Origin of the sequence: Bacillus sp. TH25 (assembly GCF_016650935.1) — a bacterium.
GTDB classification, from domain to species: Bacteria; Bacillota; Bacilli; order Bacillales; family Bacillaceae_G; genus Bacillus_A; species Bacillus_A mycoides.
In genome coordinates this window covers 67,491-93,480 of sequence record NZ_JAEKEU010000031.1, presented here as the reverse complement: position 1 = coordinate 93,480, position 25,990 = coordinate 67,491, and the positions used below count along the sequence as shown (strand labels likewise).

At 33.6% G+C, this 25,990-nt stretch carries 32 protein-coding genes and 6 pseudogenes; 17 read left to right on the top strand and 21 right to left on the bottom strand.

The genetic code is table 11. The features are described from left to right. A pseudogene (locus JFT89_RS14975) lies at positions 1 to 724 on the bottom strand (SufB/SufD family protein); the annotation flags it as partial. A 225-nt stretch (positions 725 to 949) separates the two neighbouring features. On the opposite strand from JFT89_RS14975, the pseudogene JFT89_RS30320 reads away from it, so the two are divergent. Both JFT89_RS30320 and JFT89_RS14970 read left to right on the top strand, forming a co-directional pair. After that, positions 950 to 1,051, top strand: a pseudogene (locus JFT89_RS30320) (isochorismate family cysteine hydrolase YcaC); the annotation flags it as partial. A gap of 138 nt (positions 1,052 to 1,189) precedes the next feature. Further along, positions 1,190 to 1,510 carry a hypothetical protein gene (locus JFT89_RS14970; RefSeq protein WP_002065928.1) on the top strand — a complete coding sequence of 107 codons (321 nt, stop codon included), beginning with the start codon at positions 1,190 to 1,192 and terminating at the stop codon, positions 1,508 to 1,510. Between the two features lie 55 nt (positions 1,511 to 1,565). Here JFT89_RS14970 and JFT89_RS14965 read toward each other — a convergent pair whose 3' ends face one another. From JFT89_RS14965 to JFT89_RS14945, 5 genes are all read right to left on the bottom strand, one after another. After that, a complete protein-coding gene (locus tag JFT89_RS14965; RefSeq protein WP_002065927.1) occupies positions 1,566 to 3,101 on the bottom strand; it encodes an MDR family MFS transporter in 1,536 nt (511 codons plus the stop codon). 23 nt (positions 3,102 to 3,124) lie between these two features. Next, positions 3,125 to 3,832, bottom strand: coding sequence for a polymer-forming cytoskeletal protein (locus tag JFT89_RS14960; RefSeq protein WP_016095629.1), 708 nt, complete (start codon positions 3,830 to 3,832; stop codon positions 3,125 to 3,127). A 17-nt stretch (positions 3,833 to 3,849) separates the two neighbouring features. Further along, on the bottom strand, positions 3,850 to 4,560 hold the full coding sequence (locus JFT89_RS14955; RefSeq protein WP_016095630.1) for a bactofilin family protein: 711 nt from the start codon (positions 4,558 to 4,560) through the stop codon (positions 3,850 to 3,852). 13 nt (positions 4,561 to 4,573) lie between these two features. Continuing rightward, entirely contained in the window at positions 4,574 to 5,197 is a 624-nt protein-coding gene (locus JFT89_RS14950; RefSeq protein WP_201040305.1) for a YhbD family protein, read from the bottom strand. 157 nt (positions 5,198 to 5,354) lie between these two features. Next, entirely contained in the window at positions 5,355 to 7,130 is a 1,776-nt protein-coding gene (locus JFT89_RS14945; protein WP_050567721.1) for an SgrR family transcriptional regulator, read from the bottom strand. A gap of 62 nt (positions 7,131 to 7,192) precedes the next feature. Between JFT89_RS14945 and JFT89_RS14940 the strand changes: the two genes are divergently transcribed. After that, positions 7,193 to 8,398, top strand: coding sequence for an MDR family MFS transporter (locus JFT89_RS14940; RefSeq protein WP_016095633.1), 1,206 nt, complete (start codon positions 7,193 to 7,195; stop codon positions 8,396 to 8,398). 15 nt (positions 8,399 to 8,413) lie between these two features. On the opposite strand, the gene JFT89_RS14935 is transcribed toward JFT89_RS14940, so the two are convergent. The 8 genes and pseudogenes from JFT89_RS14935 to JFT89_RS14900 all read right to left on the bottom strand — a co-directional run bounded on the left by JFT89_RS14935 (position 8,414) and on the right by JFT89_RS14900 (position 13,219). Next, entirely contained in the window at positions 8,414 to 9,118 is a 705-nt protein-coding gene (locus JFT89_RS14935) for a YjgB family protein (protein WP_016095634.1), read from the bottom strand. 155 nt (positions 9,119 to 9,273) lie between these two features. Further along, positions 9,274 to 9,470, bottom strand: a pseudogene (locus tag JFT89_RS30780) (hypothetical protein); the annotation flags it as partial. A gap of 246 nt (positions 9,471 to 9,716) precedes the next feature. Continuing rightward, positions 9,717 to 10,112, bottom strand: coding sequence for a hypothetical protein (locus JFT89_RS14925; RefSeq protein WP_002084959.1), 396 nt, complete (start codon positions 10,110 to 10,112; stop codon positions 9,717 to 9,719). A gap of 92 nt (positions 10,113 to 10,204) precedes the next feature. Then, positions 10,205 to 10,447 carry a GlsB/YeaQ/YmgE family stress response membrane protein gene (locus JFT89_RS14920; RefSeq protein ID WP_002013368.1) on the bottom strand — a complete coding sequence of 81 codons (243 nt, stop codon included), beginning with the start codon at positions 10,445 to 10,447 and terminating at the stop codon, positions 10,205 to 10,207. A 124-nt stretch (positions 10,448 to 10,571) separates the two neighbouring features. Beyond that, positions 10,572 to 11,536 (bottom strand): annotated as a pseudogene (locus tag JFT89_RS14915) (nucleoside hydrolase). Positions 11,537 to 11,613: 77 nt separating this feature from the next. Next, positions 11,614 to 11,802: a DUF3970 family protein gene (locus tag JFT89_RS14910; protein ID WP_002065918.1), complete on the bottom strand. Its 189-nt coding sequence runs from the start codon at positions 11,800 to 11,802 to the stop codon at positions 11,614 to 11,616. A 69-nt stretch (positions 11,803 to 11,871) separates the two neighbouring features. Next, a complete protein-coding gene (locus JFT89_RS14905) occupies positions 11,872 to 12,657 on the bottom strand; it encodes a class I SAM-dependent methyltransferase (protein WP_033706902.1) in 786 nt (261 codons plus the stop codon). 187 nt (positions 12,658 to 12,844) lie between these two features. Further along, on the bottom strand, positions 12,845 to 13,219 hold the full coding sequence (locus tag JFT89_RS14900; protein ID WP_016095638.1) for a hypothetical protein: 375 nt from the start codon (positions 13,217 to 13,219) through the stop codon (positions 12,845 to 12,847). A 458-nt stretch (positions 13,220 to 13,677) separates the two neighbouring features. Here JFT89_RS14900 and JFT89_RS30315 point away from each other — a divergent pair, with 458 nt between their 5' ends. The 8 genes from JFT89_RS30315 (at position 13,678) to coaW (ending at position 19,626) form a co-directional block, all read left to right on the top strand. Further along, complete coding sequence (locus tag JFT89_RS30315) at positions 13,678 to 13,830, top strand: YqbF domain-containing protein (protein ID WP_080001761.1); 153 nt, start codon at positions 13,678 to 13,680, stop codon at positions 13,828 to 13,830. A 170-nt stretch (positions 13,831 to 14,000) separates the two neighbouring features. Continuing rightward, positions 14,001 to 14,435, top strand: coding sequence for an exosporium protein ExsC (gene exsC / locus JFT89_RS14890; RefSeq protein WP_002165595.1), 435 nt, complete (start codon positions 14,001 to 14,003; stop codon positions 14,433 to 14,435). Between the two features lie 294 nt (positions 14,436 to 14,729). After that, positions 14,730 to 15,932, top strand: a complete 1,203-nt coding sequence (locus tag JFT89_RS14885) for an MFS transporter (RefSeq protein ID WP_002065912.1) — start codon at positions 14,730 to 14,732, stop codon at positions 15,930 to 15,932. 165 nt (positions 15,933 to 16,097) lie between these two features. Further along, a complete protein-coding gene (locus JFT89_RS14880; RefSeq protein ID WP_201040304.1) occupies positions 16,098 to 16,400 on the top strand; it encodes a hypothetical protein in 303 nt (100 codons plus the stop codon). Positions 16,401 to 16,579: 179 nt separating this feature from the next. Then, positions 16,580 to 16,948 (top strand): hypothetical protein, encoded by a 369-nt coding sequence (locus JFT89_RS14875; RefSeq protein WP_002065911.1) that lies wholly within the window; start codon positions 16,580 to 16,582, stop codon positions 16,946 to 16,948. 175 nt (positions 16,949 to 17,123) lie between these two features. Further along, positions 17,124 to 18,323, top strand: a complete 1,200-nt coding sequence (locus JFT89_RS14870) for an LL-diaminopimelate aminotransferase (RefSeq protein ID WP_201040303.1) — start codon at positions 17,124 to 17,126, stop codon at positions 18,321 to 18,323. Positions 18,324 to 18,378: 55 nt separating this feature from the next. Then, the gene (locus JFT89_RS14865; RefSeq protein WP_002127819.1) at positions 18,379 to 18,777 is read left to right on the top strand and encodes a 3-hydroxyacyl-ACP dehydratase FabZ family protein; all 399 of its coding nucleotides are present in this window, start codon (positions 18,379 to 18,381) and stop codon (positions 18,775 to 18,777) included. A 27-nt stretch (positions 18,778 to 18,804) separates the two neighbouring features. Further along, positions 18,805 to 19,626 (top strand): type II pantothenate kinase, encoded by an 822-nt coding sequence (gene coaW / locus JFT89_RS14860; protein WP_002142183.1) that lies wholly within the window; start codon positions 18,805 to 18,807, stop codon positions 19,624 to 19,626. Between the two features lie 15 nt (positions 19,627 to 19,641). Here the strand turns inward: coaW and JFT89_RS14855 are convergent. From JFT89_RS14855 to JFT89_RS14830, 6 genes and pseudogenes are all read right to left on the bottom strand, one after another. Continuing rightward, positions 19,642 to 19,818 (bottom strand): annotated as a pseudogene (locus tag JFT89_RS14855) (2'-5' RNA ligase family protein); the annotation flags it as partial. A gap of 143 nt (positions 19,819 to 19,961) precedes the next feature. Beyond that, positions 19,962 to 20,441 carry a CcdC family protein gene (locus tag JFT89_RS14850; protein ID WP_002136841.1) on the bottom strand — a complete coding sequence of 160 codons (480 nt, stop codon included), beginning with the start codon at positions 20,439 to 20,441 and terminating at the stop codon, positions 19,962 to 19,964. 32 nt (positions 20,442 to 20,473) lie between these two features. Further along, positions 20,474 to 21,138, bottom strand: a pseudogene (locus JFT89_RS14845) (DUF4052 family protein). Between the two features lie 2 nt (positions 21,139 to 21,140). After that, positions 21,141 to 22,013: an ABC transporter ATP-binding protein gene (locus JFT89_RS14840; RefSeq protein WP_201040302.1), complete on the bottom strand. Its 873-nt coding sequence runs from the start codon at positions 22,011 to 22,013 to the stop codon at positions 21,141 to 21,143. Further along, entirely contained in the window at positions 22,010 to 22,390 is a 381-nt protein-coding gene (locus tag JFT89_RS14835) for a GntR family transcriptional regulator (protein ID WP_000805181.1), read from the bottom strand. The genes JFT89_RS14840 and JFT89_RS14835 overlap by 4 nt, the downstream gene beginning before the upstream one ends. A 185-nt stretch (positions 22,391 to 22,575) precedes the next feature. Continuing rightward, a complete protein-coding gene (locus JFT89_RS14830) occupies positions 22,576 to 23,169 on the bottom strand; it encodes a DUF4825 domain-containing protein (protein ID WP_002065960.1) in 594 nt (197 codons plus the stop codon). Between the two features lie 441 nt (positions 23,170 to 23,610). Here JFT89_RS14830 and JFT89_RS14825 point away from each other — a divergent pair, with 441 nt between their 5' ends. From JFT89_RS14825 to JFT89_RS14800, 6 genes are read left to right on the top strand one after another with little or no spacing between them, the layout of a single operon-like run. After that, entirely contained in the window at positions 23,611 to 23,751 is a 141-nt protein-coding gene (locus tag JFT89_RS14825; RefSeq protein ID WP_002065958.1) for a YrzI family small protein, read from the top strand. A gap of 27 nt (positions 23,752 to 23,778) precedes the next feature. Beyond that, positions 23,779 to 23,922, top strand: coding sequence for a YrzI family small protein (locus tag JFT89_RS14820; protein ID WP_000142704.1), 144 nt, complete (start codon positions 23,779 to 23,781; stop codon positions 23,920 to 23,922). Between the two features lie 28 nt (positions 23,923 to 23,950). Next, complete coding sequence (locus tag JFT89_RS14815; protein WP_201040301.1) at positions 23,951 to 24,094, top strand: YrzI family small protein; 144 nt, start codon at positions 23,951 to 23,953, stop codon at positions 24,092 to 24,094. 26 nt (positions 24,095 to 24,120) lie between these two features. Then, the gene (locus JFT89_RS14810; RefSeq protein ID WP_002065957.1) at positions 24,121 to 24,264 is read left to right on the top strand and encodes a YrzI family small protein; all 144 of its coding nucleotides are present in this window, start codon (positions 24,121 to 24,123) and stop codon (positions 24,262 to 24,264) included. Positions 24,265 to 24,289: 25 nt separating this feature from the next. Continuing rightward, positions 24,290 to 24,430: a YrzI family small protein gene (locus JFT89_RS14805; protein WP_000672237.1), complete on the top strand. Its 141-nt coding sequence runs from the start codon at positions 24,290 to 24,292 to the stop codon at positions 24,428 to 24,430. 27 nt (positions 24,431 to 24,457) lie between these two features. Then, positions 24,458 to 24,598, top strand: coding sequence for a YrzI family small protein (locus JFT89_RS14800; RefSeq protein ID WP_002065956.1), 141 nt, complete (start codon positions 24,458 to 24,460; stop codon positions 24,596 to 24,598). Between the two features lie 222 nt (positions 24,599 to 24,820). On the opposite strand, the gene JFT89_RS14795 is transcribed toward JFT89_RS14800, so the two are convergent. Then, positions 24,821 to 25,906, bottom strand: coding sequence for an AI-2E family transporter (locus JFT89_RS14795; RefSeq protein ID WP_002136851.1), 1,086 nt, complete (start codon positions 25,904 to 25,906; stop codon positions 24,821 to 24,823). Positions 25,907 to 25,990 lie beyond the last annotated feature (84 nt).

Below are 25,990 nucleotides of genomic sequence, written 5' to 3'. Positions count from 1 at the left end.
CTAAACGTTCTGCTTCGCGTTTTGGAATCCCACGGCTCATCAAGTAGTATAATTGGTATGGATCTACGCGGCCTACTGAAGCTGCGTGACCTGCCATTACATCATCTTCATCGATTAAAAGAATTGGGTTTGCATCACCGCGAGCTTTCTCATCTAACATAAGAACGCGAGAAGATTGTTGTGCATTTGATTTAGATGCACCGTGTTCAATCTTACCAATTCCATTAAAGATAGATGTTGCACTATCTTTTTGTACTCCGTGTTTTAAAATCCAACCTTCAGAGTGTTTACCGAAGTGAACAACTTTAGTTGTAAAGTTTTGTGTTTGGTTACCACGGCCAATTGTTACTGTTTTTGTATCAGCAAATGATCCGTCGCCCATTAAGTTCGTAACGTTCTCTGAGATTGTATTTCCGTCATTCATAAGGCCTAGAGCCCAATCAATACGGCCGTCGCGTCCAACAACGCCGCGGCGGTTAACGTAAGTTGTTACGTCTTTTGCTAATAGATCAACCGCACCGAATTTCACTTGTGCGCCTTGTTCCACGATTACTTCTGCTACGATATTTGCAATACCTTTAGCATTTTCATTTGCAACGTAGTTTTCTACATATGTTGCAGCACTGTTCGCATCAGCTACGAATAATACGTGGTTATATACGTTAGCTTCTTCGCCGTCTACTAAGAATACAGCTTGAAGTGGAGTTTCAAGAACAACGTTTTCGGTTCTTGTTTGTTACTGGATTAGCCGAAAAACTGTATAAAACCTTGCATGCTCTTAGCATGGTTTTTTCCGAAATGCTGGCGGTACCCCATCGCCATCAAGCTAAGGTTTTGAAGTACCCCCAAAACCAAAATTCACTTTCTCTACAGGTAGTTACTTTGAGAAGTCAGCTCATTTTTTTCGTTTTGGGGGCGTTTATTTTTCTTAAGTTGATGGGATTATAAAATGACTGATTTCTATTCCCGTCTTTCAAAAAGTGATGTCGCTGTTCTTCTAGTGGATCATCAAACCGGTCTGATTTCCAGCCTAGTGCACTACTCATTAGATTAATAAGGGAATTACACCAATAATAAGTAATAACACATATTTTTTACTATAAATACATATAACAATTTCATCTTTCATGAAAAAAACGTTATAATAAGGTGTAGCCTCTACGATTACGTTATAAAGGAGATTAAAACAATGGCTAAAATTAAAGTATATCAAGCAAAAGAAGAAAATATGGATGCAGTAAAAAACATCATTGATGTTGAGGAACAAAACCCAACTGCTGAAAACTTACAAAATCTATACGCATGTGTATTAGAAACTGAAGATATGGCATTGCCTGAATCATACATTGAAGAAGATATCTTAATTGATTCTATGGAAGTTATGGTTAATGCTTCTCAAAACAAACTAAGAGACTTAGGTACATACGATGTAATCGAAGTTCAAAACAAAGGTAAGAAAACACAAGTTTTATTATTAGCAGACGAAGAATACGAAATTATCGAAGGCTAATCTAATACCGTACATACGACAAAAGCTCCTTTCAAATTTGAAAGGAGCTTTTTCATTAAGATTTTGATGTTTCACTCTTTATATTCTTTTGTTCTTTCTGAAACACCATGCGCTCATTTCCCATAAAGAAAATGAATACGAATGCTAAACCAGCTGGTACCAATGCCCACATGAATGTTTGAACGATTGAACTAGAAAGAGCGTCAATAATTTTATCTAATATTTGTGGCGGAATTTGAGATCTAGCCGATTCTGATAAAATGGCTCTTGAATCTCCTAAAGCGTTTGAATTCATTCCCCCGCTCATACCTTTAAACGCTTCTTCTAATTGATCCTGGAAACCCGTTCTTTGAATCATTCCGAAGATTGTAATACCAAGTGTCATACCTAATGAACGAATGAAGTTACTAGTTGAAGTCGCAGACCCGCGTTGCTCCATACCGAAGTTATGAATAGCAGCCATACTTAGTACAGAGAATGAGAAACCAACTCCAAAACCGATAATAACCATATAAATTGTTAATAATATACGACTTGTTTCTGGTGTTAACGTGCTTAATAAGAATAATCCAATTAGCATAATAACAGCAGAAATAATCATAATGTTACGGTAGCTAAGTTTCGATGTTAAAAATCCACCTAACTGCGCTGTAACTACTGATCCTAACATCATTGGTAATAACAATAATCCTGAGTTTGTTGCCGTACCACCGTATACACCTTGAATAAATAACGGAATATACACAGTTGCTGACATAAATGCCGCCCCATAACATAAGGCAATAATTGTACTCATTCCAAACAGACGTTGCTTAAACATCTCAAATGAAATGATTGGTTCTGCTACTTTTCGTTCAATAACAATAAAAGCAATTACTAAAATAGCGAATCCAGCAAATAAACTTAAAATAAAGCTAGAATCCCAATCATACTTTTGTCCGCCTAATTCTAAGGCGAACATTAAACAAACTACTGCACCAACTAAAGTAATTGCACCAAACCAATCAATCTTTTGTTCTCTATGAACTCGTGACTCTTTATAAAATAATGTAATAAAAATAAGTGCTAAAATTCCAAGTGGTAAGTTAATATAAAACACCCAGTGCCAGCTAATATAATCCGTAATATATGCGCCAAGTAATGGCCCGAAAATACTTGATAAACCAAATACTGCTCCGAATAATCCACCCATTTTCCCGCGTTTTTCTGGAGGGAAAATATCAAAAACGATAGTAAATGCGATCGGCACTAGTGCCCCGCCGCCAATACCTTGAATGGCACGATAAATACCTAACTGTGTAATATTTTCAGCAGTTCCACAAAGAGCCGAACCAATCATAAAGACGATTAAACCGAAAATAAAGAATCTCTTTCTACCATACATATCTGATAGTTTACCGAAAATCGGCATGCCTGCCATTTCTGCGACCATATAGGCAGAAACGACCCATACAAAGTTTTCAAGACCTCCTAAGTCACCAACAATCGTTCCCATCGCTGTTACGACAATGGTATTATCCATTGATGCCATTAAGATACCTAGCAATAAACCGGCAACAACGAAGCCGATTTTATTATTCTTCTCAACCATAGCCTTGCTCTCCCTCATACTACTTATATTTGTTTATGTTCTTTTACGACTGTATTACCTTTCTGATTAAAACTAGTATGATATTCTACAACACTAATTTCACAGCCAGGGCCTATTATAACATGATTTCCTCTTACTACGTCTGCTATTGTATGTTCTAAATAAATATCATCCCCTTCAATAATTGATGTTTGAAGGCTTCCTGCATGACTTGTAAAAGGAATAAATCTCGCTTTTTTACGTACTGTAATCTTTTTTCCGCCGATTTCTCTTACTTTACTTCCTTCATAACGAAGTGAGATTTCAATATTTTCAGCATTAAGCAAACCATCACTTTCAAGACCGCCAGTTAGTAATAATTCCTCTACTTCTATATCTCCCTTCACATTTAAAGCGCCTTTCACATCTACGAAATCACCGGCTAGCTTCCCTTTAAATTCTATCATACCTCTAACTTTTATTTTATGAATTTGTCCGTCGCCTTGTACTTGGGCATTACCATATACTTTTACATATTCCGCCTTCATATTCCCTTGCACTTCACTATCTCCATACACGACATAGTTTTTAACTTTCATATTACCGCGTACATCACTCGTGCCATACGTTTTAAATTCATTACAACTCATATCATTAGAAATTGTTCCTTCGCCGCGTATCTTTACTTTGTTATAATCTCCGCCTGCTGAGCTACCTGATCCATTAACAGTAAGACTATGTTGATTTTCCATATCAATTGCTCCCTTCTTTACACCTGCTTAATTTCTTTTACATTTGCGCTTTTATCAACAGTAAGAACTCCGGTATATTCAATGAGTTCAATCTCACAGTTCGGTCCTACTGTAACATTATTTCCTCTTACCGTTTTTATGTGAGCATAATCAATATCGATATTGTCACCTTCTAGCAGTTCAGCTTCTAACTGCAGGCCAAATACTGTTTTAAAAAGTCTACTAAAAGTACTTAATCTATGTCTTACTTTAATCGTTTGACCACCAATTTCTTTCACTCTACATGTACCGTGAATATTTATATTAATTTCATCTGCGCTTAATAATCCACCAACTGTAAATTGTCCTTCTGAAGAAAAAATATCAACTTCACAATTACCATCAATCGTCGCTTGACCATTGATTTTAAATTCTTCACCAGTTACATTACCACCTATCGTCCCTTTTCCTGCAATTTTCAAAGTGGTCGCCTTTACATCTTGTGTAATTGTCCCTTTCCCATCGATTCGCATCGTTTCTGCACTAACTGTACCCTCAACTTTGCCTGATCCGCTAATTCTCGCATCGCCACTTTTCAAATCACCAGTAACAGTTCCGTAACCATTACATTCAAATTGATCGCATTCAACGTTTCCATTAACAGTTCCTTTTCCATTTAGTTGCACTTTATGAAACTCTCCACCGTTTGATGAACCATATCCATTTATAATTAAATTTTCTGTACGCATTATTTCTCCTCCACTACAACAGTTTAGTTTTTAATGCTTCGGTATATTTCATAATTGCTACACGTAAAACAATCTTTGTTCCCTTTTCAAAAATTAAATCCTCAACGCTTGATACTAAGAAGCATGTAGAAATCCCTAACTTCCGAATAATAACTAAGTCACAATTTTTATGTTTAATCGCTTCATAATTTTCACGTAAAACTTGTAAAACCATTTTCCCTTCTTCTAAGCTAACGTCTCCTGATTGAAGAAGTTCTTCTAACACGTATACATAAAGAATATCTGCAAATTGAAAATCTGCCGTTTTGTTCGTTTGTTCTATGAAGAATTGTAAAACTGGCTCTGATGCAATACCCTTACGTAACAAATCATCTTTTGTTAAATGAATTTCTGTCACGCTCGGTGAGAACATATTTGCTAATTCATCAAGTGATAAATCCTCTTTCATCGTTTGGATTTTATCAATACGTTCTAATATCTTTTCTTTCGGGAAAAATGTTTCCTGGCCTGTGAACGTTGACTTCCGTACAAACCAATCTTCCGGTATTAAATTTTTTCTCTTCCACCTATATAATTGTCCGTATGAAATACCAGTTAGCTCTAATAAATCTTTTTTTGAAATTAAATCTGTACTCAACTGTATATCACTCCTTCTGATAACAATGTAACATAACACTGTTACGCTGTAAATAGACTTTTATAACAAGTAGCGTAACAATGTGTGAAACAAACCTGCCTTACATACAAAAAAGGTTCTTGCGCATACCTTTAAAATGCGTAAGAACCTTTTTATATCAAGCTTTAAACCATATATCATAAAAATCAATCCAGCCCTGTGAATTAATCATTATATTTTGTATTTTTTCGTGTGAACTTACTCGCTGTTTATTGCGATATAAAGGAATGATATGTATTTCACGCAACAGTGTGTCCTCAGTATCGCGTAACAGTGTCATCCGTTTCTCTAATTGTTTTTCTGTAAAATAAGGCTGTAATACTTCGTTAAATTTTATATTGCTATGCTGATGAATAAAGCTGTTTTTTGTAAGAAACATATATAATAAACTTTCTTCAATACGCTCACTAATTGTCGCACTATCATGCATTATATCAGCCTTTTGTATCGTACTTGTTTGCAATAACTCTTTTGTTTCAAGTAAAACGACTTCAATAGTGACGCCATACTTCGCACACTCGTTTTGTATCCAATATGAGTCTTCAACATGATCTTGTTCTGTAAATGTATATAGTCGCAGTGTTTCATTACGGTAAGAGCTCTCTTTAATAAGCGTATATATATCCTCTTTTATATGTAATGTGTCATCCTTTGTTAGAACCAATTCTTCTGCTATTTCTCCGCGCGCTCCTTGCAATTCCTCAATAAGCGCATGGCTATGAATGATTTTATATAGAGCTTTCCGAAACATCGTGTTTTGCATAGGTCCTTCTTTTGCGGTATTTAATGTAATGTATGTTACATTCGACTCCAGTCTAGTTAGTTCTTTATGATACTTTTCTATATTGTTATAGTGTGCTTTCGCTAAAATATCGCACGTATTTACACTGTGCTCTACATTCCATAATTCAATTCGATCGAGAAAAGATCGCTCGCGAAAATAAAAATCGTGTGCTTCTAATACGAATACATCCTCATTATTTTCACATAACCGAAACGGTCCTGTACCAATTAAATTACCTTTTCCATCTTCACTTATAATAGAACACTGTTCTGCACTTAAAGCATGTAAAAACAGCTTATTATCTGTAGATAACCGAATCTGCACAATGTAGTCATCAAGAATATGTAAACTTTCAACGTGCTGTAACATCCAAGCATGCGGATTATTTTTAGCTTTCAAGAATCGTTCAAATGTATGTACTACGTCATAAGCGGTAAATTCTTTCCTGTTATGAAACTGAACGCCTTTTCGTAAGTAAAAGGTCCATATATGTTTCTGATCATCATATTCCCAATAAAACGCCAGTCGTGGCTCTACATTGTTTGTACTTCCGTCTACATACACTAACGTGTCATATATATGTTTGACCATATGACATTCCGAACGCATCGTGGCGTATACAGGATCTAATGCAATGTCTAGATTCATTTGAACTTGCAAACGTAGCACATCTCTTCTCCCTTGAGACGTCCTTTCAACTTGATAACCAAATATTGAATCAATCCAAGTTTGAAATTGTGGTTGGAGCGATGGAAAATACGAGCTATACCGTTCGATAAAAGCGATCCCGCTTTTTACGTCCCCTTGTTTCGTTATTTCTTTTCCTCTTTCTAAAATTAATAAAAGTGGATGTTTTTGAAACAATACCTTTGAACGATTCCCTCTCCCTCGGCCTGGAAACCACATAATCCAACTTGCTTCTTCCAGTTTTTTTATGATTAGTTTACTATTTCGCTCTGTACAAAATAATGTTTCAGATATATTTTGTATTGTTATTTCTAATTGTTCCCCCTCTGATCTCCCTTTTCCATACTGGAGCCATAGGTGCATATATTGCTCCAAAATAGTCATAAAACGCCCCCTAAAAGATGAAAAATCTTCCTCTTTCATTCTACCCTTTTTCATTTCTAGCTTCCATCTTATCATTTTAATATAGAAAGGAGGAATTAGAAATGAATCATCTTTTAAAACGTTATAATAGGCCAATCCTCATTCGGTTGTTCGGTGAATTGTTAGTCCGGACAACTGAAGCAATGTTAGCTATCATTTTTATCGTTCACGTTAATAAAGTGTTAAATGGTAATGTCATCGTTACAATGCTTCTTTTCGGATTGCAGCCTCTCGCTGATATTGTGTTTACATTAATCGCTGGAGGTGTAACAGATAAATACGGTCGTAAGAAAATCATGTTACTCGGATTAGTTTTACAAGCTTTCGCCGTAAGCGGGTTCGTTTTTGCTGAATCGGTCGCCTTTTTCGCCTTATTGTATGTCGTAAATGGTATTGGCCGCTCTTTATATATTCCGGCACAGCGCGCTCAAATCGCTGACTTAACGAAGGAAGAACAACAGGCAGAAATATTTGCTGTTCTGCATACTACGGGAGCGATTGGCTCTGTAATCGGACCATTAATTGGTGCTTTTTTCTATAATAGTCATCCTGAATATTTATTTATTTTACAAGGTGTAGCCCTTACGCTATATGCCATTCTCGTTTGGACGCAGCTTCCTGAAACTGCCCCGCTTATAAGAAACAATGAAAAAATGAAAGAAGTATATTCGCCAAAACAATTTATTTCAAAACATTATGCTGTATTTGGGCTCATGGTTTCTACGCTACCGATTAGTTTTTTCTACGCTCAAACCGAATCGAATTATCGTATATTCGCCGAAAGTGTATTTCCAAATTTTCTATTTGTACTGGTGTTTATCTCAACTTGTAAAGCAGTCATGGAAGTGATTCTCCAAATTTTCCTTGTGAAATGGTCTGAACAATTTTCTATGGCTAAAATCATTGTTATTTCCTATACTTGTTTTACTTTAGCTGCTATTGGCTACGGTTATTCCACGACAATATGGTCATTACTCTTAACACTACTCTTTTTAGTAATTGGGCAAAGTATTGCTTTAAATCATTTACTACGATTCGTTTCACAAATGGCTCCAAGTCATAGACGTGGATTGTACTTTTCTATTTACGGTATACATTGGGACATTTCAAGGACTTGTGGGCCTTTTGTAGGTGCACTAATATTAAGCAATTTTAGCGGCAGTACTCTATTTTATATTTGTGCCTTCTTATTAATAATCGGCGGTATCATTCAAGCTTTTTTTGTTCAATCGTTAGAAAAAAGCAAAGTAAAAGAGCTGTCCCTATAGGAACAGCTCTTTTATTTAACCTGCCATTTTATTAATACTATCCTCCGGTGAGAACACAGAAATATGATCTACTTTACCAGTCGATTTCGGAATAACGAATTTCAACTCAAACTGATTATTTACTTTATAAATGTATATTTTATCATTACCGTTGACTTTAACAGACGCCGGTTTTCCTAAAGCCTTTTCAATTTCTTGTAACGTAATCGATTTGAGTTCTGAATGATACGAGCGGACGTCAAATACTTGCGATCCTTTGTTAAAGCCAAATGCCACATTTTTACTTGTAAAAGTTGCATACATCCCGTTTCCTGCTTGCTCAGTTTTATCTGCTTTCCCCCACGCCTTCTCTATTTCTTCAATATCTCCTGTATGCGCTGCATATGGAACATTAGGTACTTTTCCTTCTTTCGCTTGCTCAAATAAATCTTTTACATGGTTAATTGCTTTTTGATTAAGCGCTGTATTTTTCGTATTAGACTCCATTGAAGGTTTTACCGAATCTTGACCTTTTGGTTTTTCCACAGACTCTTTCTCTTTTTTCGAAGCGGTGTCCTCATTCTTTTTACCCGTTTCTGACGTATCGCTCTTTTTTTCCGTACTATTTTCTGATGTTGAATTAGTTTGTTTCTTTTCCTCAGCGTTATTACACGCGGTTAAAGCCGCTACACACGTTAAAGTTAGGAAAAATATAAGTACTTTCATATATACTTTCATCATTTTCAGCCTCCTTCTTCAACATATTCACTTTTGTAACCATTCCATTACACTACTCTTCAAATTATTTTTTCTCCAAAAAGTAAGTGCTTCGGTTTCTCCGAAAGCATGGACCATATACTCTATATATGATGTTCCTAAAAAATAGCCGAGTCGGTTGTATCCGAAATAATACGAATGTCTTCTAGTTTTGCAGGATACTTTTCAATCGCACTAGAAAGACGTTCCTCCGTCTTAGGACAGTGAAACTTAAAATACTCTTCGAATGCCTCTGGGTGCATATCATAATATTTGTTCAAGTCATGTAATCCTATTTCATTGCTTTCCAAAAGCTTGGAATTGTATTGTTAATCATCTTATTCCTCTCCTTGTATACACCTTCTCTCCATACTCGTTATATCCTTTTTTATAACTTAAAATAAACTATCACAAAAGCTCCTTTAAATGCTAAAAACCAGCAGGAAGTGATTAATCTTCCTTGCCGGTTTAATTTTTCCCGAAATCTAATTAAACAACCTGTCGCCATCAAAACTTCATTAAGATTGCCTATTTATATAACTAAAAAAGCTACCCTATTAAAGGACAGCTTCAATTATGTATTTTATACTTCGATAGATTTACCATCTTCAACGATATGGTAAAGTAAGTGTGCTAAATGATGAATTGGACCATTTTCTTCCTCTTCTTCATTTGTTTCACCTTGGAATTCAAGATCATTTAAGTATAGTGCTAAAAATTGATAGAACAATTTCAAATCAAAACCGTAGCAAGCACTTGGTTCTTCATGATCTCCTTCATATTGTAACATTAAGTATTGCTCGTTTCCTTCTGTATCTTCAGCATCAAAGAATACGAAGAAACCAACGTTTGTATCTAAATCAAATAGATGACGAGTACCTTTTTCTGTTGCTTTCTCGAAGTCCTCTTCACTTAATTTATGTACTGTTGTTGCCTTTGCATTATCTTCTTGATGGAAATTTACTGTAAATGATTTCAATGCTGACACCTCCTGATTGTATAACAGTAGCATAACAGATTAGACAACATAATACAAAGGGACTGCTTACAAATGTAAACAGTCCCCTGTATTCATTTCCGCATTGCACGGAATATAAAGCTTACGATGAAAATCAAAACAATCGCACCTATTAAAGCCGGAACAATCGCATATCCACCTATAACAGGTCCAAATTTACCAAGTAACGCTGTACCAAGCCAAGAACCGACAATACCTGCAATAATATTACCGATTACACCGCCAGGTACATCCTTCCCAGTAATCAAACTTGCAAACCATCCTAATATACCACCAACGATTAAAGACCAAATCATATCATTTCCTCCTTTATAATTGACCAATAAAAATTATAATCAGAAACAATTGCTTACCATTAGTTATGTTTCATTTTTCGTAAGTTATTCGTCTTATGAAAATCATTCAAATCTGCTCAACCTTTTAAGGACAATCTGGCTTCAATATTGTTCTCATAAATTCGTCTTTAAAAGCTTGATAATTAAATTCAACAGCAATTCTTTGTACAGGCCGATTATCAAATGTCGTCGGCTCAGCTATTTTTCTAAAATCAGCAACACTTTGACCTCTCGTTACATCATTTGTCGTACTTATCCAAACTGCTGATTTTTTATATTCAAAAATATCATCATTTATAAATGAAATGAACGGAAGTAAATCGTGAATCGGACTCCCAGTTATACCTGGATATTCTTTTTGTAAAAGTTCTCGTAATAAAAATCGATCATTGGCTTAATAAGTTTCGCCTGTCCTGTTCCTTCTTTATCAATAATATCGACCATTTCAGGGGTGATAAGAGCGCGCTGCGTTACATTTAACGGATATATAGTAGCATTCTTCGCGTATTTCATCACGATATTCGCCGCAATTGGATCGCCGTAAAAATTAGCCTCCGATACTGGTGTAACGTTTCCCGGAAAAAGAAAAGCACCACCCATTATATAATAAGAACATACTCGATTCATTAAATTGGGGTACAATAAAAATAATGTTGCAAGTGTTGTTAATCGTCCCGTCGCGACTATAATAATATCTTCTGGACAAGGCTCAATTAATTTAATCAATTCACAAAAATTTTCTCTGTCACAAATTCTCATTTTCGGTGGAATAATTGGACCTAAACCGTGATCCCCATGAATTTCAGGGAAAAACAAAGGTTCTTCAGCTGTCATTGGTCTACTGGCACCTTCAATAATCTTCACTTTTGTAGCATAGTATCTTTCTAAAAAATAAACATTTTCCGTAACAATTTCTCTTGATACATTTCCATACTCTGCAACGATACCTATAATATCTAATTTGCATGTTTTATTCGCATAAATTAACGTCACTGCATCATCAATACCAAAATCTCCGAAAAAGATTATTTTTTTATTAATTTTCCTCACCCCTCTCCAGCATAATCTACTATCATTATTATGCGAAAAAGACAAGGTGGTGAAACAGAGATAATTAAAAAAGCCGCCTATTTATTGGCGACTTCAATCTTTTTATAAGATAAATATGCTAGTATACTTTTGCTTGAATCATATTTCGGATTATTCCCTTTTCTCGGTTCTCTCATATGTGTTTTTTCAAACCCAGGAATGTCAGGCATTTTCTCTAAAAATTCAAGCATCTCTTCCTCAGTTCCCTCAATACGTACACGAATCATTATCACTATTCCTCAATTCTCATTTTCTCTGTACTAAGTATATCGTACATGAGAAAGACTGCAAGAAATTTATCTTTTTAATGTTGAACTTTTTTTACATACGAACAGTGCCATTTCAGTATAAAACGATTCTATTTTATTGTTTTCAAATTGAATTTTGAAAAATCCTTGCATTTCATTTGATGTTTTCATCATACACTCTGTTAACTTTACACGTTTTTGCATAGGAACATCCATCATATCGCACCACCAATCAAAATCGAACTTCTTGTCAAAAGTATGACATGACTGCATTTGCAAACCATGTTTTTCTAATAAAGTAATCCATTCTGTTTTTTTCAAAGCTCGTTCATGGCTTGGATCTCTCTTCTTTTCGATAAAGTTATAAAATGTATCAAACTCATTATTTTCTGGTGAAACGTTATCAATTAATATAAATAACCCATTATCTTCTAACGTTCGATTTACTTCAAAAATAAATTGCAAAGGATCAACAAAGTGATGTGCTGCAATTCGGCATGTAATTGTATCAAAGGATTCATCAGCAAATGGTAAATTTTCTGCATTTCCTGCTACAAATGATACATTTTCATGCCCGTTCCCTTCTATAAAACCTTTTGCTTTTTCTAACATTTTTTCTGTTAAATCAAGAGCGACTACCTCTTTAAACATTGGGGCTAACAAATTTGCAACATGTCCACCACCAGTAGCAATATCAAGAAGACGAGTATTATGACGAGTTTCAACCTGCTGAACTACATATTGTAAATCCGGTCCTTTTGCATGAATTTTACTTTCCACATACTTCTCTGCATTACTACCAAATTGTTGTTTCACAAGCTCTTCTTTACTCATTTTTATCATCTTCTTTCTATAAGTATTCATATAATTAATAAGTTCTCTTTATATAATTTCAAATCCTCTTTTAGGATCTATCCCTTATAAAAGAGGACTAGTATCAAAATAAAATAACTCGTGAATTTTTATTTTCAAAACAAAAAAAGGTTACGGGAACAAACCCCATAACCTCGAAAAATAACTCTTACATTGTGGTACCTATATATACATCTAAATAATTCACATTCTCCTTTAACCTCATAAAAATTTCTACTTCGTTAGGTGTAGCCTCTCTTGCATACAATCCAAATTGATTCATGCCAACCCATATCCAGCCTGGTGAATTATAAAGCATATCAATGTTGAAATGCTCCAACTTAGTAAGTTCTGATCTAATAAATTTATCCCTAACGGCGATTTGCTTATCTATCAAACCATATTCTTTTCCATTTTCGAATAGCGATATAACCTTTCCTACAAGTGAATGTTCACGAACAATAAAGTGATATTCCTTTTCATCTATATTCGCCACAATCATACGAGTATCAGATACATCAAATCTAAAATTCGGTATATTCATTTTGATCAGCTCCTTTATTGGTTTCACCAATATCATAACAAATGAATATTTAAATAACGTTAATATAATGTAAAAAATATAAAAGCTGACTTCCCTTTAGAAATCAGCCTTTACAAATTTTTATAACGTTTCTTTCTCCTCTTCATTTTCGGAAACTAAATTCCCTAAAGCATCCAGCGTAACTTCAACTACAAATTCACAAATCCCTGCTACAACTTCTCCAATTACTTCCTCCATCTTTCTACCCCCTTGTTTTATGGAACTTATTTGTAGTATAGGAGATATTGGTTAATTTTAACTATCGGCAAAGGTGACAAAAACATTACAGATTTGTAAGCTATTTCAATGTTTTTTAATTTTATACTTCTCCCCTTTGAAACTTTAAGTATTATTAACAACCAGATAGGTCATCATAATATAAAGTATTTAAGAATCCTAATTTAAAGGAGGCGTGTAAAATATACTACGTAAAATTAATTAAAGGTCAATCTTTCTATGCTTTTGATCATCGATTCTTAGTGTCTCATGAAGAAGAGGTTTCAGAAAAAATTTTTAATTACTTACGCCGGAATGAATTCTTCGAAGTACGTAAAGAAGAATATTCTGCCTAAAGTATGAAAAGCATCAAAAAATGACTCTCATAATTGGGATTTTTTCTTGATGCTTTTATATTATCTCCCTTTATTCAACATTACTCCTCAATTCTCTTAAAATCTTATAGTATATGTCCAAGCTAATTCATCGTTACCTTCATATTTTAGTATATGAGGAGGTGACGAATATGACTCATATCATTGATTATCAAGCTACTCAACCTTTAAATAAAACAGGTGAAACAACTTTTGTAATTCCCCATTCCCCAGAAAAAGCAATTCTAGCAAGTATTAAATTAAAAATTTCAAGAAGAGATTCACGTAATAATCGAGTAGAATTAATTGCTACAGTTGGGGTTAAAGGTATAACTGAGATTTCACAAGTTTTATTCCGAATTTTCCGTGACAATACAGAAATCTTCAACGCTCAAGTAGGGATTGAATCTACAGATTCTGAGCAATTTTACGCGCAAACATTTCAAGCTATAGATCAAAATGTTAGCTGCGGGACTCACGAGTATTCATTAACTGTAGAAAACCTTACTAGTGGTGCAAGTGCAGACATTGTTGGTCCTCTGTCTTTTAGCGGTTTAGCTATTGGGCAAGATCATAAGTGTTGCTAATTTAATCTATTTTGGTTTTTTGAGAAAAGTAAGACGTATTATCTGCGTTCTTACTTTTTTTTATTTTCCCCACACTTACCTTCCCTTTGAATTTACTTGTGAATTTTTTGTATTTTTAGTTACCCATTGTATCGCTTAATTCATCATTTTTTTACAAATCAAAAAGATTGAAATCCATTAATGAAACACGTAATATAGACTCTGACTCTAAAAAAGTTCGTTAAAAATAATACATAAAATAAGGAGGTTTTATATACGAGTTTTTCATTTTAAAAGACGGAGAGGTTTTACATTATGTGGCGTAATAAAAATGTTTGGATTGTGTTAATTGGGGAGTTTATTGCTGGTCTAGGGTTATGGCTTGGTATTCTTGGTAATCTTGAATTTATGCAAAAATATGTCCCTTCTGATTTTATGAAATCCGTTATATTATTTATCGGACTGTTAGCTGGTGTTCTAGTTGGTCCAATGGCTGGGCGTGTTATTGATCAGTATGAAAAAAAGAAGGTTCTTCTTTACGCTGGATTTGGTCGTGTGATTAGTGTTATTTTCATGTTTTTCGCTATTCAATATGAAAGTATCGCATTTATGATTGCTTTTATGATTGCACTTCAAATTTCAGCGGCATTTTATTTCCCTGCATTACAATCTGTAATCCCACTCATCGTTAGTGAGCATGAGCTATTACAGATGAACGGTGTACATATGAATATCGGTACAATCGCTCGTATTGCAGGTACTTCACTAGGTGGAATTCTTTTAGTTGTAATGAGTTTACAGTATATGTATGCCTTCTCAATGGCAGCATACGCTTTATTATTCCTCTCAACTTTCTTCCTACAATTTGAAGATAAAAAATCCGCTACATTAAGTAAACAATCAGCTAAAGATAATAGTTTTATGGAAGTATTTCGTATTTTAAAAGGAATCCCTATTGCTTTTAAAGCACTTATATTAAGTATTATCCCTCTTTTATTTATAGCTGGATTCAATTTAATGGTTATTAACATTAGCGAAATGCAACATGACCCAACAATTAAAGGATTCATATATACAATTGAAGGTGTAGCGTTTATGTTAGGTGCATTCGTTATTAAACGTTTATCTGATCATTTCAAACCTGAAAAGTTACTATACTTCTTCGCATTTTGTACCGCTTTTGCACACCTTTCGTTGTTCTTTAGCGATATTAAATGGATGGCACTTGCCTCATTTGGTTTGTTTGGATTTAGTGTTGGCTGCTTCTTCCCTATTATGTCGACAATTTTCCAAACGAAAGTCGAAAAAAGCTATCACGGACGTCTCTTCTCATTCCGTAATATGTTTGAAAGAGTTATGTTCCAAATTGTCTTACTCGGCACAGGCTTCTTCTTAGATACGATTGGATTACAGTATATGGTTCTAATTTTCGGAGTCATTTCATTGGTAATTATATTTATTTCCTTATCTAAACAGAAACGATTTGAAAAACAAACGTCGCAATCTGCGAATTTATAAAACTAATACTTCTTAAGAATGGATCCCGTATTTTACTGGGTCCATTCTTTTTGAATTTCAAGGATTAAAATCTATTCTCTTTATGTAGTTCAAATATTTAAAGGATTATCCCCTACTACTTTCGAATAAAATAAATTATAGATTTTTCAAAAAGGAGCTGTGGAAATGTCTGATGGCATCCAATTATTAATTATCCTTCTTTTTTCATTGATCATGTTTGGCGTCCTTAATTTTTTAGCCATTTCCTTATCTCAAAATAACTTTAAAAGAAGGATTGTTGCAGGTTTCCTATTTTTATTGTTAACTCCCATTATCTTTTTGACTACTACAGCATTCACCTCTATATTCGATAAAGGTGGTTTGGGAGCAGCTAACCTAGTCTTCGTTATTGTAAATGTATATATTGTAAATGGAATTGTCATTCTTCTTTCCGCTTCATTTATCCTCAAAAGACATAACATAAGATAGACCATTAGGCATGAATCTAGCATTACACTAGATTCATGCCTTTTTATTTTGAAAATCTCACCTTTCTCCAAATTTTTATGTGAAATTTAATAATTCTTTATAAAAATTTAAACTTTATTTTTTACAATATTCCTATCGTATTCGCACGTTTATAAAAACTAATAAGAAAGGAGTACACAATGAAAAAGTTTCTATTTATTTTCCCTATATTAATCGTTCTACTTAGTGGATGTAGCAATAATGATATATACGGCTCTTGGGAAGTCATTGATAATAAAAAAGGTGAATGCCCTGTATATTATAAATTTGAAACAGTTGTAAAAGAAGAAAAGAAAGAAAAGGTTGTTCACAATTTAGTGGAAATGCAAACAACAAATAAAAAAGAGGATTTATTTAAAGGATCGTTTGTTAAAAATTCTAACGTGTATCGTATTGATTATGGTAACTCGTTTACATCGGATCAATCTTTAAAAGTTGTCGATAATAAATTAAATGTATACTTTTTTACAACTGAAAAAACATGTACATACAAAAAAACAAACAAATAATTGTCATTTATAACGTGGAAAATATTTTCTGCGTTATTTTTATTTCCCCCTTACTATCCTCCCTCTAAATTTGTCAATCGTTTTAATTTTCATAAAAAAATGATAAAATGTAAACATGTGTTTTCAGAATAATTAAAAATACAGAAAGAAAACACTGTTTTTAGGAGGGGTTTTGATGACTTACACTTTAGCAACTAGAATGAAAGCATTCCAATCTTCTATATTTAGTGAATTAGGGGCCTATAAAAAAGAGAAAATTGCAGCAGGTCATAAAATGATCGATTTAAGTATCGGGAATCCTGATATGCCTCCTGCTAATTTTGTGAGAGAAGAAATGGTACATACAGCAAGTGCAAAAGAAAGTTACGGATATACATTATCTGGTATTCAAGAATTTCACGAAGCTGTAACTGAATATTACAACAACACTCATAACGTTATATTAAATGCTGAAAAAGAAGTTTTATTATTAATGGGTTCACAAGACGGACTCGTTCATTTACCGATGGTTTTTGCAAATCCGGGAGATATTATATTAGTTCCTGATCCAGGATATACGGCTTATGAAACAGGAATTCAAATGGCCGGTGCAACATCTTACTACATGCCATTAAAAAAAGAAAATGATTTCTTACCTAACTTAGAAGTTATCCCTGAAGAAATCGCCAATAAAGCAAAGATGATGATTTTGAACTTCCCAGGAAATCCAGTTCCAGCAATGGCACATGAAGATTTCTTTAAAGATGTAATTGCATTCGCGAAAAAACATAATATTATCGTTGTCCATGATTTTGCTTATGCTGAATTTTATTTTGATGGTCAAAAGCCAATTAGCTTCTTATCTGTACCTGGTGGAAAAGAAGTTGGCGTTGAAATTAATTCTTTATCTAAAAGTTATAGTTTAGCTGGTAGCCGTATTGGTTATATGATTGGTAACGAAGAAATTGTCGGCGCGCTTACGCAATTCAAGTCTAATACAGATTACGGTGTGTTTTTACCAATTCAAAAAGCTGCATCCGCGGCATTACGACACGGCGCTGCATTTTGCGAAAAAAACCGTAGAATTTACCAAGAACGTAGAGATACTTTAGTGGACGGATTCCGCAAATTCGGTTGGAATGTCGATAAACCAGCTGGAAGTATGTTCGTTTGGGCTGAAATTCCGAAAGGATGGACTTCGCTAGAGTTCGCTTATGCACTTATGGATCGTGCAAATGTCGTTGTCACACCAGGCCATGCATTTGGTCCTCATGGCGAAGGTTTTGTACGTATTGCACTTGTTCAAGATAAAGTAGTATTACAAGAAGCAGTTGAAAACATTAAAAATAGCGGTATTTTCTCTATTGAAAAAATAGAAGAATTAGTTAAGAATTAATAATAACTCCCCTGCTTAACTTTAGCAGGGGTATTATTATTCCTGGAGGTACGATATGAATATTAAAGATACTCTTCCCCATCGCTATCCATTTTTAATGATTGATAAAATTACAAACGTTAAAGAATCTCAATCAGCTACAGGATACAAACTGATCACAAATAACGAGTGGTTTATTAATGAAAATCAAAACTATATGCCTCATATGCTAATTGTAGAAGCACTGGCTCAACTTAGTGCTTTTGTAAGTACAGGTGAATCTGAAGGACTTGGTTTCCTCTCCTCTTTAGATGGGGTGGAATTTCATGAAAATGCGTATCCCGGTGATAAACTTGACTTACATTATGAATTAACACGTAACAGACGAGGTTTTGTTCTTGGGAAAGGAATTGCCTCTGTAAACGGTCAATCAATCGTTACCATTGAAAAGCTATTAATATATCAAGCTGATTAAACAGATTACATAGTAAGGGGTAGGGAAATGCGGAATGTTATTGGTATTGATGCTGGGGGAACATTAACAAAAATTGCTTACTTTAACGAAATGAACAAATTAGTTTTTGAAAAATTTTATTCATATGAACAAGAAAGAATTAAAGAATGGCTTCATAATAATAATTCAATTACACAATTATGCATTACAGGTGGTAAAGCTAAACAGTTAGAACAACTCCTTTCAAGTTCATATAAAATAGTAGAATTAAACGAGTTTGAAGCTACTTTAGCAGGAGTACGATACATACTAAAAGAAGAAAAACGTGCTATAAACAACTTTGTACTAACAAATATCGGTACAGGTACTTCCATTCACTATGTTCACGACAAGCAATATGTTCGCGCTGGTGGAACTGGAGTTGGCGGTGGTACTATTATGGGTCTTTCAAAACTATTAACAAATATAGATCATTTTGAAGACGTGATTCCGCTTACGAAAATTGGTTCAAGAAACAGTCTAGATATTACAGTTGGAGATATTTATGGCGGGATTCTCTCCCCTCTTGATAATAACTTAACTGCTAGCAATTTCGGAAAAGCGACCATTACAGACTCAAATTATAGTAGTTCAGATATACTAGCTACCGTTCAAGGACTTGTCGGTGAAGTCGTCACAGCATTAAGCCTTCAATTCGCCGAAGCAAAAAACATTGACCATATCATTTACATCGGTTCTACTCTATGTAATAACGTACATCTTCAAAATATTATAAGTAGCTATACAGAATATCAAAACAAAATACCTGTCTTTTTACAAGACGGCGGTTATAGTGGTGCGATTGGTACTTTACTTCATGGTATGAAATAAAAAAGCTGACTTTTGTCAGCTTTTTTGCAATGGTACTTCAAATTCAATAATTGATTCCCCATTCTCACCAATTCGTTCCACACTAATTCTATTGATTACACAGTTCAACTTCTCATGAAAACTAGGAATATCCTTCGCTATTTCAGCCGCTAACTCTGTGCTATGTTTTCTCCCCACTGTTACATGAGCGACACCTCAAACAGAGCAATTTAAACGTGCAGTAAATGCTCGTATGAGAGCATTTGAAATAGGTTCTGTTAAAGATATTTCGAAAATTGTATTACAAGCAAATAGCCTATAAAAATAAAAACTTCTCAAATGAGAAGTTTTTATTTTTATATCACATGATTACTATTCCCGCGCCAAACTTTCCTAAACTTTATATAACAAGCAATTCTCCACGGAATAATATACGATACTGCAACTACGTAAAATAATAAACCTATTGTTTGCTGATCTAAGTCAACAATATATTGTCTTGAACCATATCTTAAAATAACAATTCCGATAAAAGTAATTAAAAAGGCAGCACTTTTTTTCGTATAAATGTTTCCGTCTTCTCTTCGCTCATAGTTTGTTAGAAATATAAGTGGGATTGCGAAAATCACCCCAATGGATGCTGCTATAGTCACTTGTAATATAGCTGGATGTACTGGACCAAAAAACAATAAAATACCCGGTGTTAAAAATAGTAATGGCCACAAAATACGTTTTCCCGTTCCCTTTATCGGCTTATACATAGAACGATATCGTCGCCAAAAAATTAACAGTGCTACGCATAAAAAGACGGTTATTAGTGAAGAAGTATCTCCCATACAGTCTTCCTTCTCTCTTAAAGTAATTGTGCTTAAATCGTATCCTCAAAAGAAACTTTACGAATAAATAGAGCGCTAATTATAAAGTATATTAAAATAAGCACTATCGAAGTTGATATAAAATTAGGTATATCAAGTAACGATTTACTATCAATAAATACCAATTCTTTCAAACCTACCTTACCATAAATTGTACTCGTCAACCCCAAGAAAAAATCACACTAAAAGCAAATCCTATCCAATTAAATCTTTTCTGAAAAATAGTTGTTAATTGAAATAAGCTAGCTAATAAAAGATAGAACACGAACTGTGCAAAGAATTGTTCGATTGTATGTGCTCCTAAATTTATATGTTTCGTTTCATAAAATGTACCTTGTAAAAGCAAAACTTGAAGAAATGAAAAAATTACTGATTGTAATATGATAAAACATACTGAACCAATAAAGAATTGTAATCTAGTAACGCCAAATGAGACAACTGTACGAAATATGTCATCTTGAACAAGAAAAACACTTGCCACAATAAATATCGCAATTGCAATAGATGAATTATTGAAGATATCATGTAAAAATGCTACCTTTAGTCCCTTTATATCAGTTGCAGTTGTTGTCCATTTTATAAGTAATGCCACACACCAAAAGATAAGAACAGCCTTATAATGAAATTTCATATGTAACTTTAATTGTTTTAAAAGCATTTTCATTTCACCTCATTATCTGTTAGATAAATAAATAGTTTTTGCAGTGTTACTCTGTCTATTTCTAACCCTTCAGTTTCTATCAGCTCATAATCTCTAGCAGAAAGATCTTCCCATATCGCAGAAATCTCTTTATTCCCATACAACTCTTGTTTTACAACATTTTTCCCCATTAAAAAATTTGTCACTTTATCTTTATGTCCTGATATTATGTGTCCTTTTTCTAAAAAATCTTCCACAGAGGATTGAACAGCTAATGATCCTTCTTTTAATATGATTACATTTTCTATAACATGGGACACTTCCTCAACTAAATGTGTTGATAAGATGATTGTTCGTGGATATTCACTATAATCTTCCAATAGTAATTCGTAAAATAACTCTCGATGTGCTGCATCTAAACCGGTAGTCGGCTCATCAAAAATAGTAATTGGTGCTCTACTAGCTAACCCTTTAATAATACCAACAATTGTTTGCATACCATGGGATAACTCATAATATTTTTCTTTTGCATTCAATTGAAATTTTTTAATAAGTTCCTCAGCATATTCTTGATCCCAATTTTCATAAAACATGTTACACAAATAAAAAACATCTTTTACCTTACTACTTAAATTAATGTTTTCTTTCACCTTTACGAAACAAATATTTCGCATCGCTTTACTATTTTCAAAAACATTTTCGCCAAATACAGCTACGCTTCCACTACTTGAAATAATTTGACCAGCGAGTATGTTTAATAAAGTTGTTTTCCCCGCTCCGTTTCTTCCAAGCAAACCATATATTTTATGCTCTTCCAATGAAATAGTTACTTCGTTAACAGCTAATTTCTTTTTATATTTTTTAGACAAGTTTTTCGTTTCAAGTGCAATCATCCCTCTTTCCCCTCCTTCGTAATTTTGTGTATCATGTCCATCAATTCGTCTTTTGATATTTCTAGTACTTTTGCTTCTTCCCACACTTTAGGTAAATACTCGGTCATAAAAACATGCTGTCTTTTTTTTAGTACGACTTCTTTTGCTCCCTTTGTAACAAACATCCCGATCCCTCTCTTTTTATATAAAATCCCCTCATCTACTAGTAGATTTACTCCTTTTGCAGCTGTAGCCGGATTAATTTGTAACATCTTCGCAAATTGATTTGTCGACGGAACTTGTTCTTCTTCAAGTAATATGTCTTTTAAAATATCAGATTCAATTGTTTCTGCAATTTGTATGTATATTAACTTATTTTGTTCTAGAGTAGGTTTCACGATTTCACCACCTTAGGTTCATAGGTTCATAGGTTCATAGGTTCATTACTTATGTAATCAACCATAGCACAACGTTATATTTTTTTCCATAATTTTCATCAAAAAAAGAATCATTCGATACTGAATGACTCCCTTTAAAAAATGTCCGTATTTTCAATCGTAAAATAATCACATCTTCCTCCATATCACTTAGATTCCCGCACAGAATGTTCATTAAAAAATTGCTTTCTAAAATCTTTATTATTAACTAGCTTTTCTATTTTTTCTTGATTACCGTAAAAGAAATTCATTACGATTCCCTTATTCCATATAAGATCATCCTTTGGCAAATCATTAAATTCTTTATACAGTATGGGTAAAAGTTCTTCTCTTTTTAATGCAAAACTTTGATTTTCAATCTGAAACTCATACCCTTTCGCATTCGGTACTAAAACTGCAAGATAAATAGCATTAAAGAGTAAATTCTTCTTCATCGTATCCTTCCCATCAAACCAATACGTCTCAATCATTTCTTCTGTAAGATTTCCATTCTCTTTTGCACCATATTCCACTTTAATATTTTCATTTTCTAAATTTAAACTTTGAACTGTTTCACCACCAGGTAAGTTTGTAACAATCGCAATAACGTCGGAATTATTTCCAACGTATGTCCCCGTATATTTTTTAAAAGCCCCAGGTTCAATATGTGATATTTCTTTTATTTGCTCCCCATTAGAACAAGCAGTAACAACTAATAAAATTGTTAGCATAACACCTGCTATTCTATTCATATACTTCATTAGACACCCCCACGTTCTATTTATTATCCAATCCATACAATGTATCCTTTAAAAAGCCCTTTTAAATATACGCATTTTAATCAAAATTAAAAATTTTCACTTTTCATGTTTACAATTATCCATTAATTGTATATAATTACTAACGTAAGAAAAATATTCTAAAAGGAGGTCGAAGGAAATGATGAAATTACAATTACATGCTTTAACTTTAGCGTTAACTGCACTTGTGTTTTTCGGACAATTAAATATGAATTCGACCACCCTAACGGAGAATTGAAAATCGTACTTTATTTCTATTAATTCATAAATTCGCCACAGGAGGTCGTATACTTTCCTGTGGCTTTTTCACGCCTAGCCATAGGAGAACGATACCTTCCTGTGGTTTTTTTATGCGATTTTTTAGTCTCTTACATTATTTTTTTAAGAAAGGAGCAACATTCGATGACTATTAGCGTATTGTTTTTAAGTATTACGATTCAAAGAAATAAACTTTCCAAAGCTGAAATTCTTCATAATGAGCAAATTACAAAAGCTATGAATGATGTTAAGGAGCGCCAAGTGCTTTATTGCGATCACCTGTAATTCCTTTTCGAAAGGAGGAATTCGTCTATGACTTTTCATATTTTCTTTTTTACGACAGCACTTCAGAAAAAAACGTTATCTGAAGCTGAAATCTTTCGTAAACAACAATTAAAACAAACTATGGATAAAATAACGGACATTAAAAGTTCGTATTATACACAAATGTACTAAAAATATTTTTAAAAGGGGCAATATCCTAATGAAATTCAAAACTTTCTTTTTAACTATCACCATTCAAAAACGTAAATCTTCAAAAGCTGAAATCTTACGTGAACAACAAATTAAAATTATTATGGACGAAGTAAAAGAGCGTCAGTCCTCTTATTACAATCGCCTTTACTAAATAAATTATAAAGGGGTAATTTCCTAATGAAATTTAAGGCTTTCTTTTTAACGATTACCATTCAAAAGCGTAAACTTTCAAGAGATGAAATTTCTCGTGAACAACAAATTAAAAATATTATGGATGATGTGAAAGAGCATCAGTCCTCTTATTACAATCGTCTTTACTAAATAAATTATAAAGGGGTAATATCCAATGAAATTCAGAGTATTATTTTTAACAATTACCATTCAAAAAAACAAACTGTCTGAGTCTGATATGCTTCATGACCGACAAATTGAGCAGGCTATGTACAACGTAAAAGAACGACAAAGTCATTATTGTAGTCACCTGTAATTCCTATTCGAAAGGAGGAATTCATGTATGAAGTTTCACCTTTTCTTTTTAACCATTACGATTCAAAAAGAAACTATATCTGCAAATGAAGTAAAACAAGAGGAACAGTATAAAAAGATTATAGATGAAATTCGTGATCGTAGAAGCAAGTACTACACTCACCTATAATTGTTTGAACTTATATTAGAAATGAAAGGAGTCGATTATGATGTTAATAACGCGGTGTAAAGAAATGATTTGGATAGTTCAGAGGGATTCCACATAGTTCATTTAACAAAAATTCACCGCCTGATTTGATGTGTAAAAAATATACAATAATAAGTATTTCATACACTAAAAAATAAAAGATACACCCCTTTTTATTAAGCGGTGTATCTTTCTCAACATATTCTATTTCCGTTTACTTCGTTTCGTCTTAAACAATCTCACTAAGTTCGAAACAACTGTTTTTGTTACCGCATAAGCTGGTACTGCTAAAATCATTCCAATAATTCCCGCGAAATTACCTACCCCTAAAATAAGGATGATAATTGTCAACGGATGGATATTTAATTTTGAACTCATAATACGCGGTGAAATGATGTTACTTTCAAACTGTTGTACGATTGTTACTATAATAATTACGTACAGAGCTTGCATCGGAGATACGAACAGACCTATAATGACAGCTGGTGCTGCTCCGATAAATGGGCCCAAGTTTGGAATGATGTTTGTAAATGCTGCGATAATTCCTAAAACGAAAGCATACGGTAAACCGATGATTAAATAACCAGTAAATGTAAAGGCACCAATAAACATACAAACGAGCGCTTGACCTTGAATATATGCAGATAATGTTTCGTTCGTTTCCTTTATGATACGAAGTCCTTCTTCACGGTAAGACTCTGGTAATACACTAACAGCTTTTCCTGGAAATGCATGTCCATCTTTAAACATATAAAATAAAATGAACGGTACTGTAAAGATAACTAACGCCACGTTCGTGATAATACCAAATAAAGCCGTTGCACTCGACGTAAGTGTGTTTGGTATTTCCTTTAAGTATTCAATTGCATTTTTCTCAATTGTCTCAATGGAAACGTAGTTTTGTGTAGATAGCCATTCAAATAATCTATGATGGGATAGATCTTGTATGTATACTTTTCCCTCTTTTATGTAAGTCGGCATATTTTTTACTAAATCCATTAACTGTTGTGAGATGGTTGGAACGACTACTCCAATAGCAACTCCAGTTAATGTGATGATAAAAAGATACAGTAGTAAGATCGCTAAACCTCTAGGTACTTTTTTATTCTCCAAAAAGACTAACACAGGGTTAAATATGAAGTATAAAAATAGCGCGATTAAAATTGGGAAAAATAATGTTGATATGAAGATACCAATCGGTTGAAATAGAAACGATATTTTTGTGCAAATAAATATAATTCCTACAACCATCAGCACTTCTAATGTCCAAAAGTGCACTTTCGATTTCAAAAAAACGTCCTCCTTTAAACTAGCACTTCTCTTCATTGTACCAAATTAAACTTAGATTTCACATAATATTTTCCTTTACAATAT

Bases quoted from the DNA above. Each gene is read 5' to 3' on its own strand.
- JFT89_RS14970 (WP_002065928.1), top strand. From the start codon at position 1,190: ATGGCTAAAATTAAAGTATATCAAGCAAAAGAAGAAAATATGGATGCA.
- JFT89_RS14965 (WP_002065927.1), bottom strand. From the start codon at position 3,101: ATGGTTGAGAAGAATAATAAAATCGGCTTCGTTGTTGCCGGTTTATTG.
- JFT89_RS14960 (WP_016095629.1), bottom strand. From the start codon at position 3,832: ATGGAAAATCAACATAGTCTTACTGTTAATGGATCAGGTAGCTCAGCA.
- JFT89_RS14955 (WP_016095630.1), bottom strand. From the start codon at position 4,560: ATGCGTACAGAAAATTTAATTATAAATGGATATGGTTCATCAAACGGT.
- JFT89_RS14945 (WP_050567721.1), bottom strand. From the start codon at position 7,130: ATGAAAGAGGAAGATTTTTCATCTTTTAGGGGGCGTTTTATGACTATT.
- JFT89_RS14940 (WP_016095633.1), top strand. From the start codon at position 7,193: ATGAATCATCTTTTAAAACGTTATAATAGGCCAATCCTCATTCGGTTG.
- JFT89_RS14935 (WP_016095634.1), bottom strand. From the start codon at position 9,118: ATGATGAAAGTATATATGAAAGTACTTATATTTTTCCTAACTTTAACG.
- JFT89_RS14920 (WP_002013368.1), bottom strand. From the start codon at position 10,447: ATGATTTGGTCTTTAATCGTTGGTGGTATATTAGGATGGTTTGCAAGT.
- JFT89_RS14910 (WP_002065918.1), bottom strand. From the start codon at position 11,802: ATGATTCGTGTACGTATTGAGGGAACTGAGGAAGAGATGCTTGAATTT.
- JFT89_RS14905 (WP_033706902.1), bottom strand. From the start codon at position 12,657: ATGAGTAAAGAAGAGCTTGTGAAACAACAATTTGGTAGTAATGCAGAG.
- JFT89_RS14900 (WP_016095638.1), bottom strand. From the start codon at position 13,219: ATGAATATACCGAATTTTAGATTTGATGTATCTGATACTCGTATGATT.
- exsC (WP_002165595.1), top strand. From the start codon at position 14,001: ATGACTCATATCATTGATTATCAAGCTACTCAACCTTTAAATAAAACA.
- JFT89_RS14885 (WP_002065912.1), top strand. From the start codon at position 14,730: ATGTGGCGTAATAAAAATGTTTGGATTGTGTTAATTGGGGAGTTTATT.
- JFT89_RS14880 (WP_201040304.1), top strand. From the start codon at position 16,098: ATGTCTGATGGCATCCAATTATTAATTATCCTTCTTTTTTCATTGATC.
- JFT89_RS14875 (WP_002065911.1), top strand. From the start codon at position 16,580: ATGAAAAAGTTTCTATTTATTTTCCCTATATTAATCGTTCTACTTAGT.
- JFT89_RS14870 (WP_201040303.1), top strand. From the start codon at position 17,124: ATGACTTACACTTTAGCAACTAGAATGAAAGCATTCCAATCTTCTATA.
- JFT89_RS14865 (WP_002127819.1), top strand. From the start codon at position 18,379: ATGAATATTAAAGATACTCTTCCCCATCGCTATCCATTTTTAATGATT.
- coaW (WP_002142183.1), top strand. From the start codon at position 18,805: ATGCGGAATGTTATTGGTATTGATGCTGGGGGAACATTAACAAAAATT.
- JFT89_RS14850 (WP_002136841.1), bottom strand. From the start codon at position 20,441: ATGGGAGATACTTCTTCACTAATAACCGTCTTTTTATGCGTAGCACTG.
- JFT89_RS14840 (WP_201040302.1), bottom strand. From the start codon at position 22,013: ATGATTGCACTTGAAACGAAAAACTTGTCTAAAAAATATAAAAAGAAA.
- JFT89_RS14830 (WP_002065960.1), bottom strand. From the start codon at position 23,169: ATGAAGTATATGAATAGAATAGCAGGTGTTATGCTAACAATTTTATTA.
- JFT89_RS14825 (WP_002065958.1), top strand. From the start codon at position 23,611: ATGACTATTAGCGTATTGTTTTTAAGTATTACGATTCAAAGAAATAAA.
- JFT89_RS14820 (WP_000142704.1), top strand. From the start codon at position 23,779: ATGACTTTTCATATTTTCTTTTTTACGACAGCACTTCAGAAAAAAACG.
- JFT89_RS14815 (WP_201040301.1), top strand. From the start codon at position 23,951: ATGAAATTCAAAACTTTCTTTTTAACTATCACCATTCAAAAACGTAAA.
- JFT89_RS14810 (WP_002065957.1), top strand. From the start codon at position 24,121: ATGAAATTTAAGGCTTTCTTTTTAACGATTACCATTCAAAAGCGTAAA.
- JFT89_RS14805 (WP_000672237.1), top strand. From the start codon at position 24,290: ATGAAATTCAGAGTATTATTTTTAACAATTACCATTCAAAAAAACAAA.
- JFT89_RS14800 (WP_002065956.1), top strand. From the start codon at position 24,458: ATGAAGTTTCACCTTTTCTTTTTAACCATTACGATTCAAAAAGAAACT.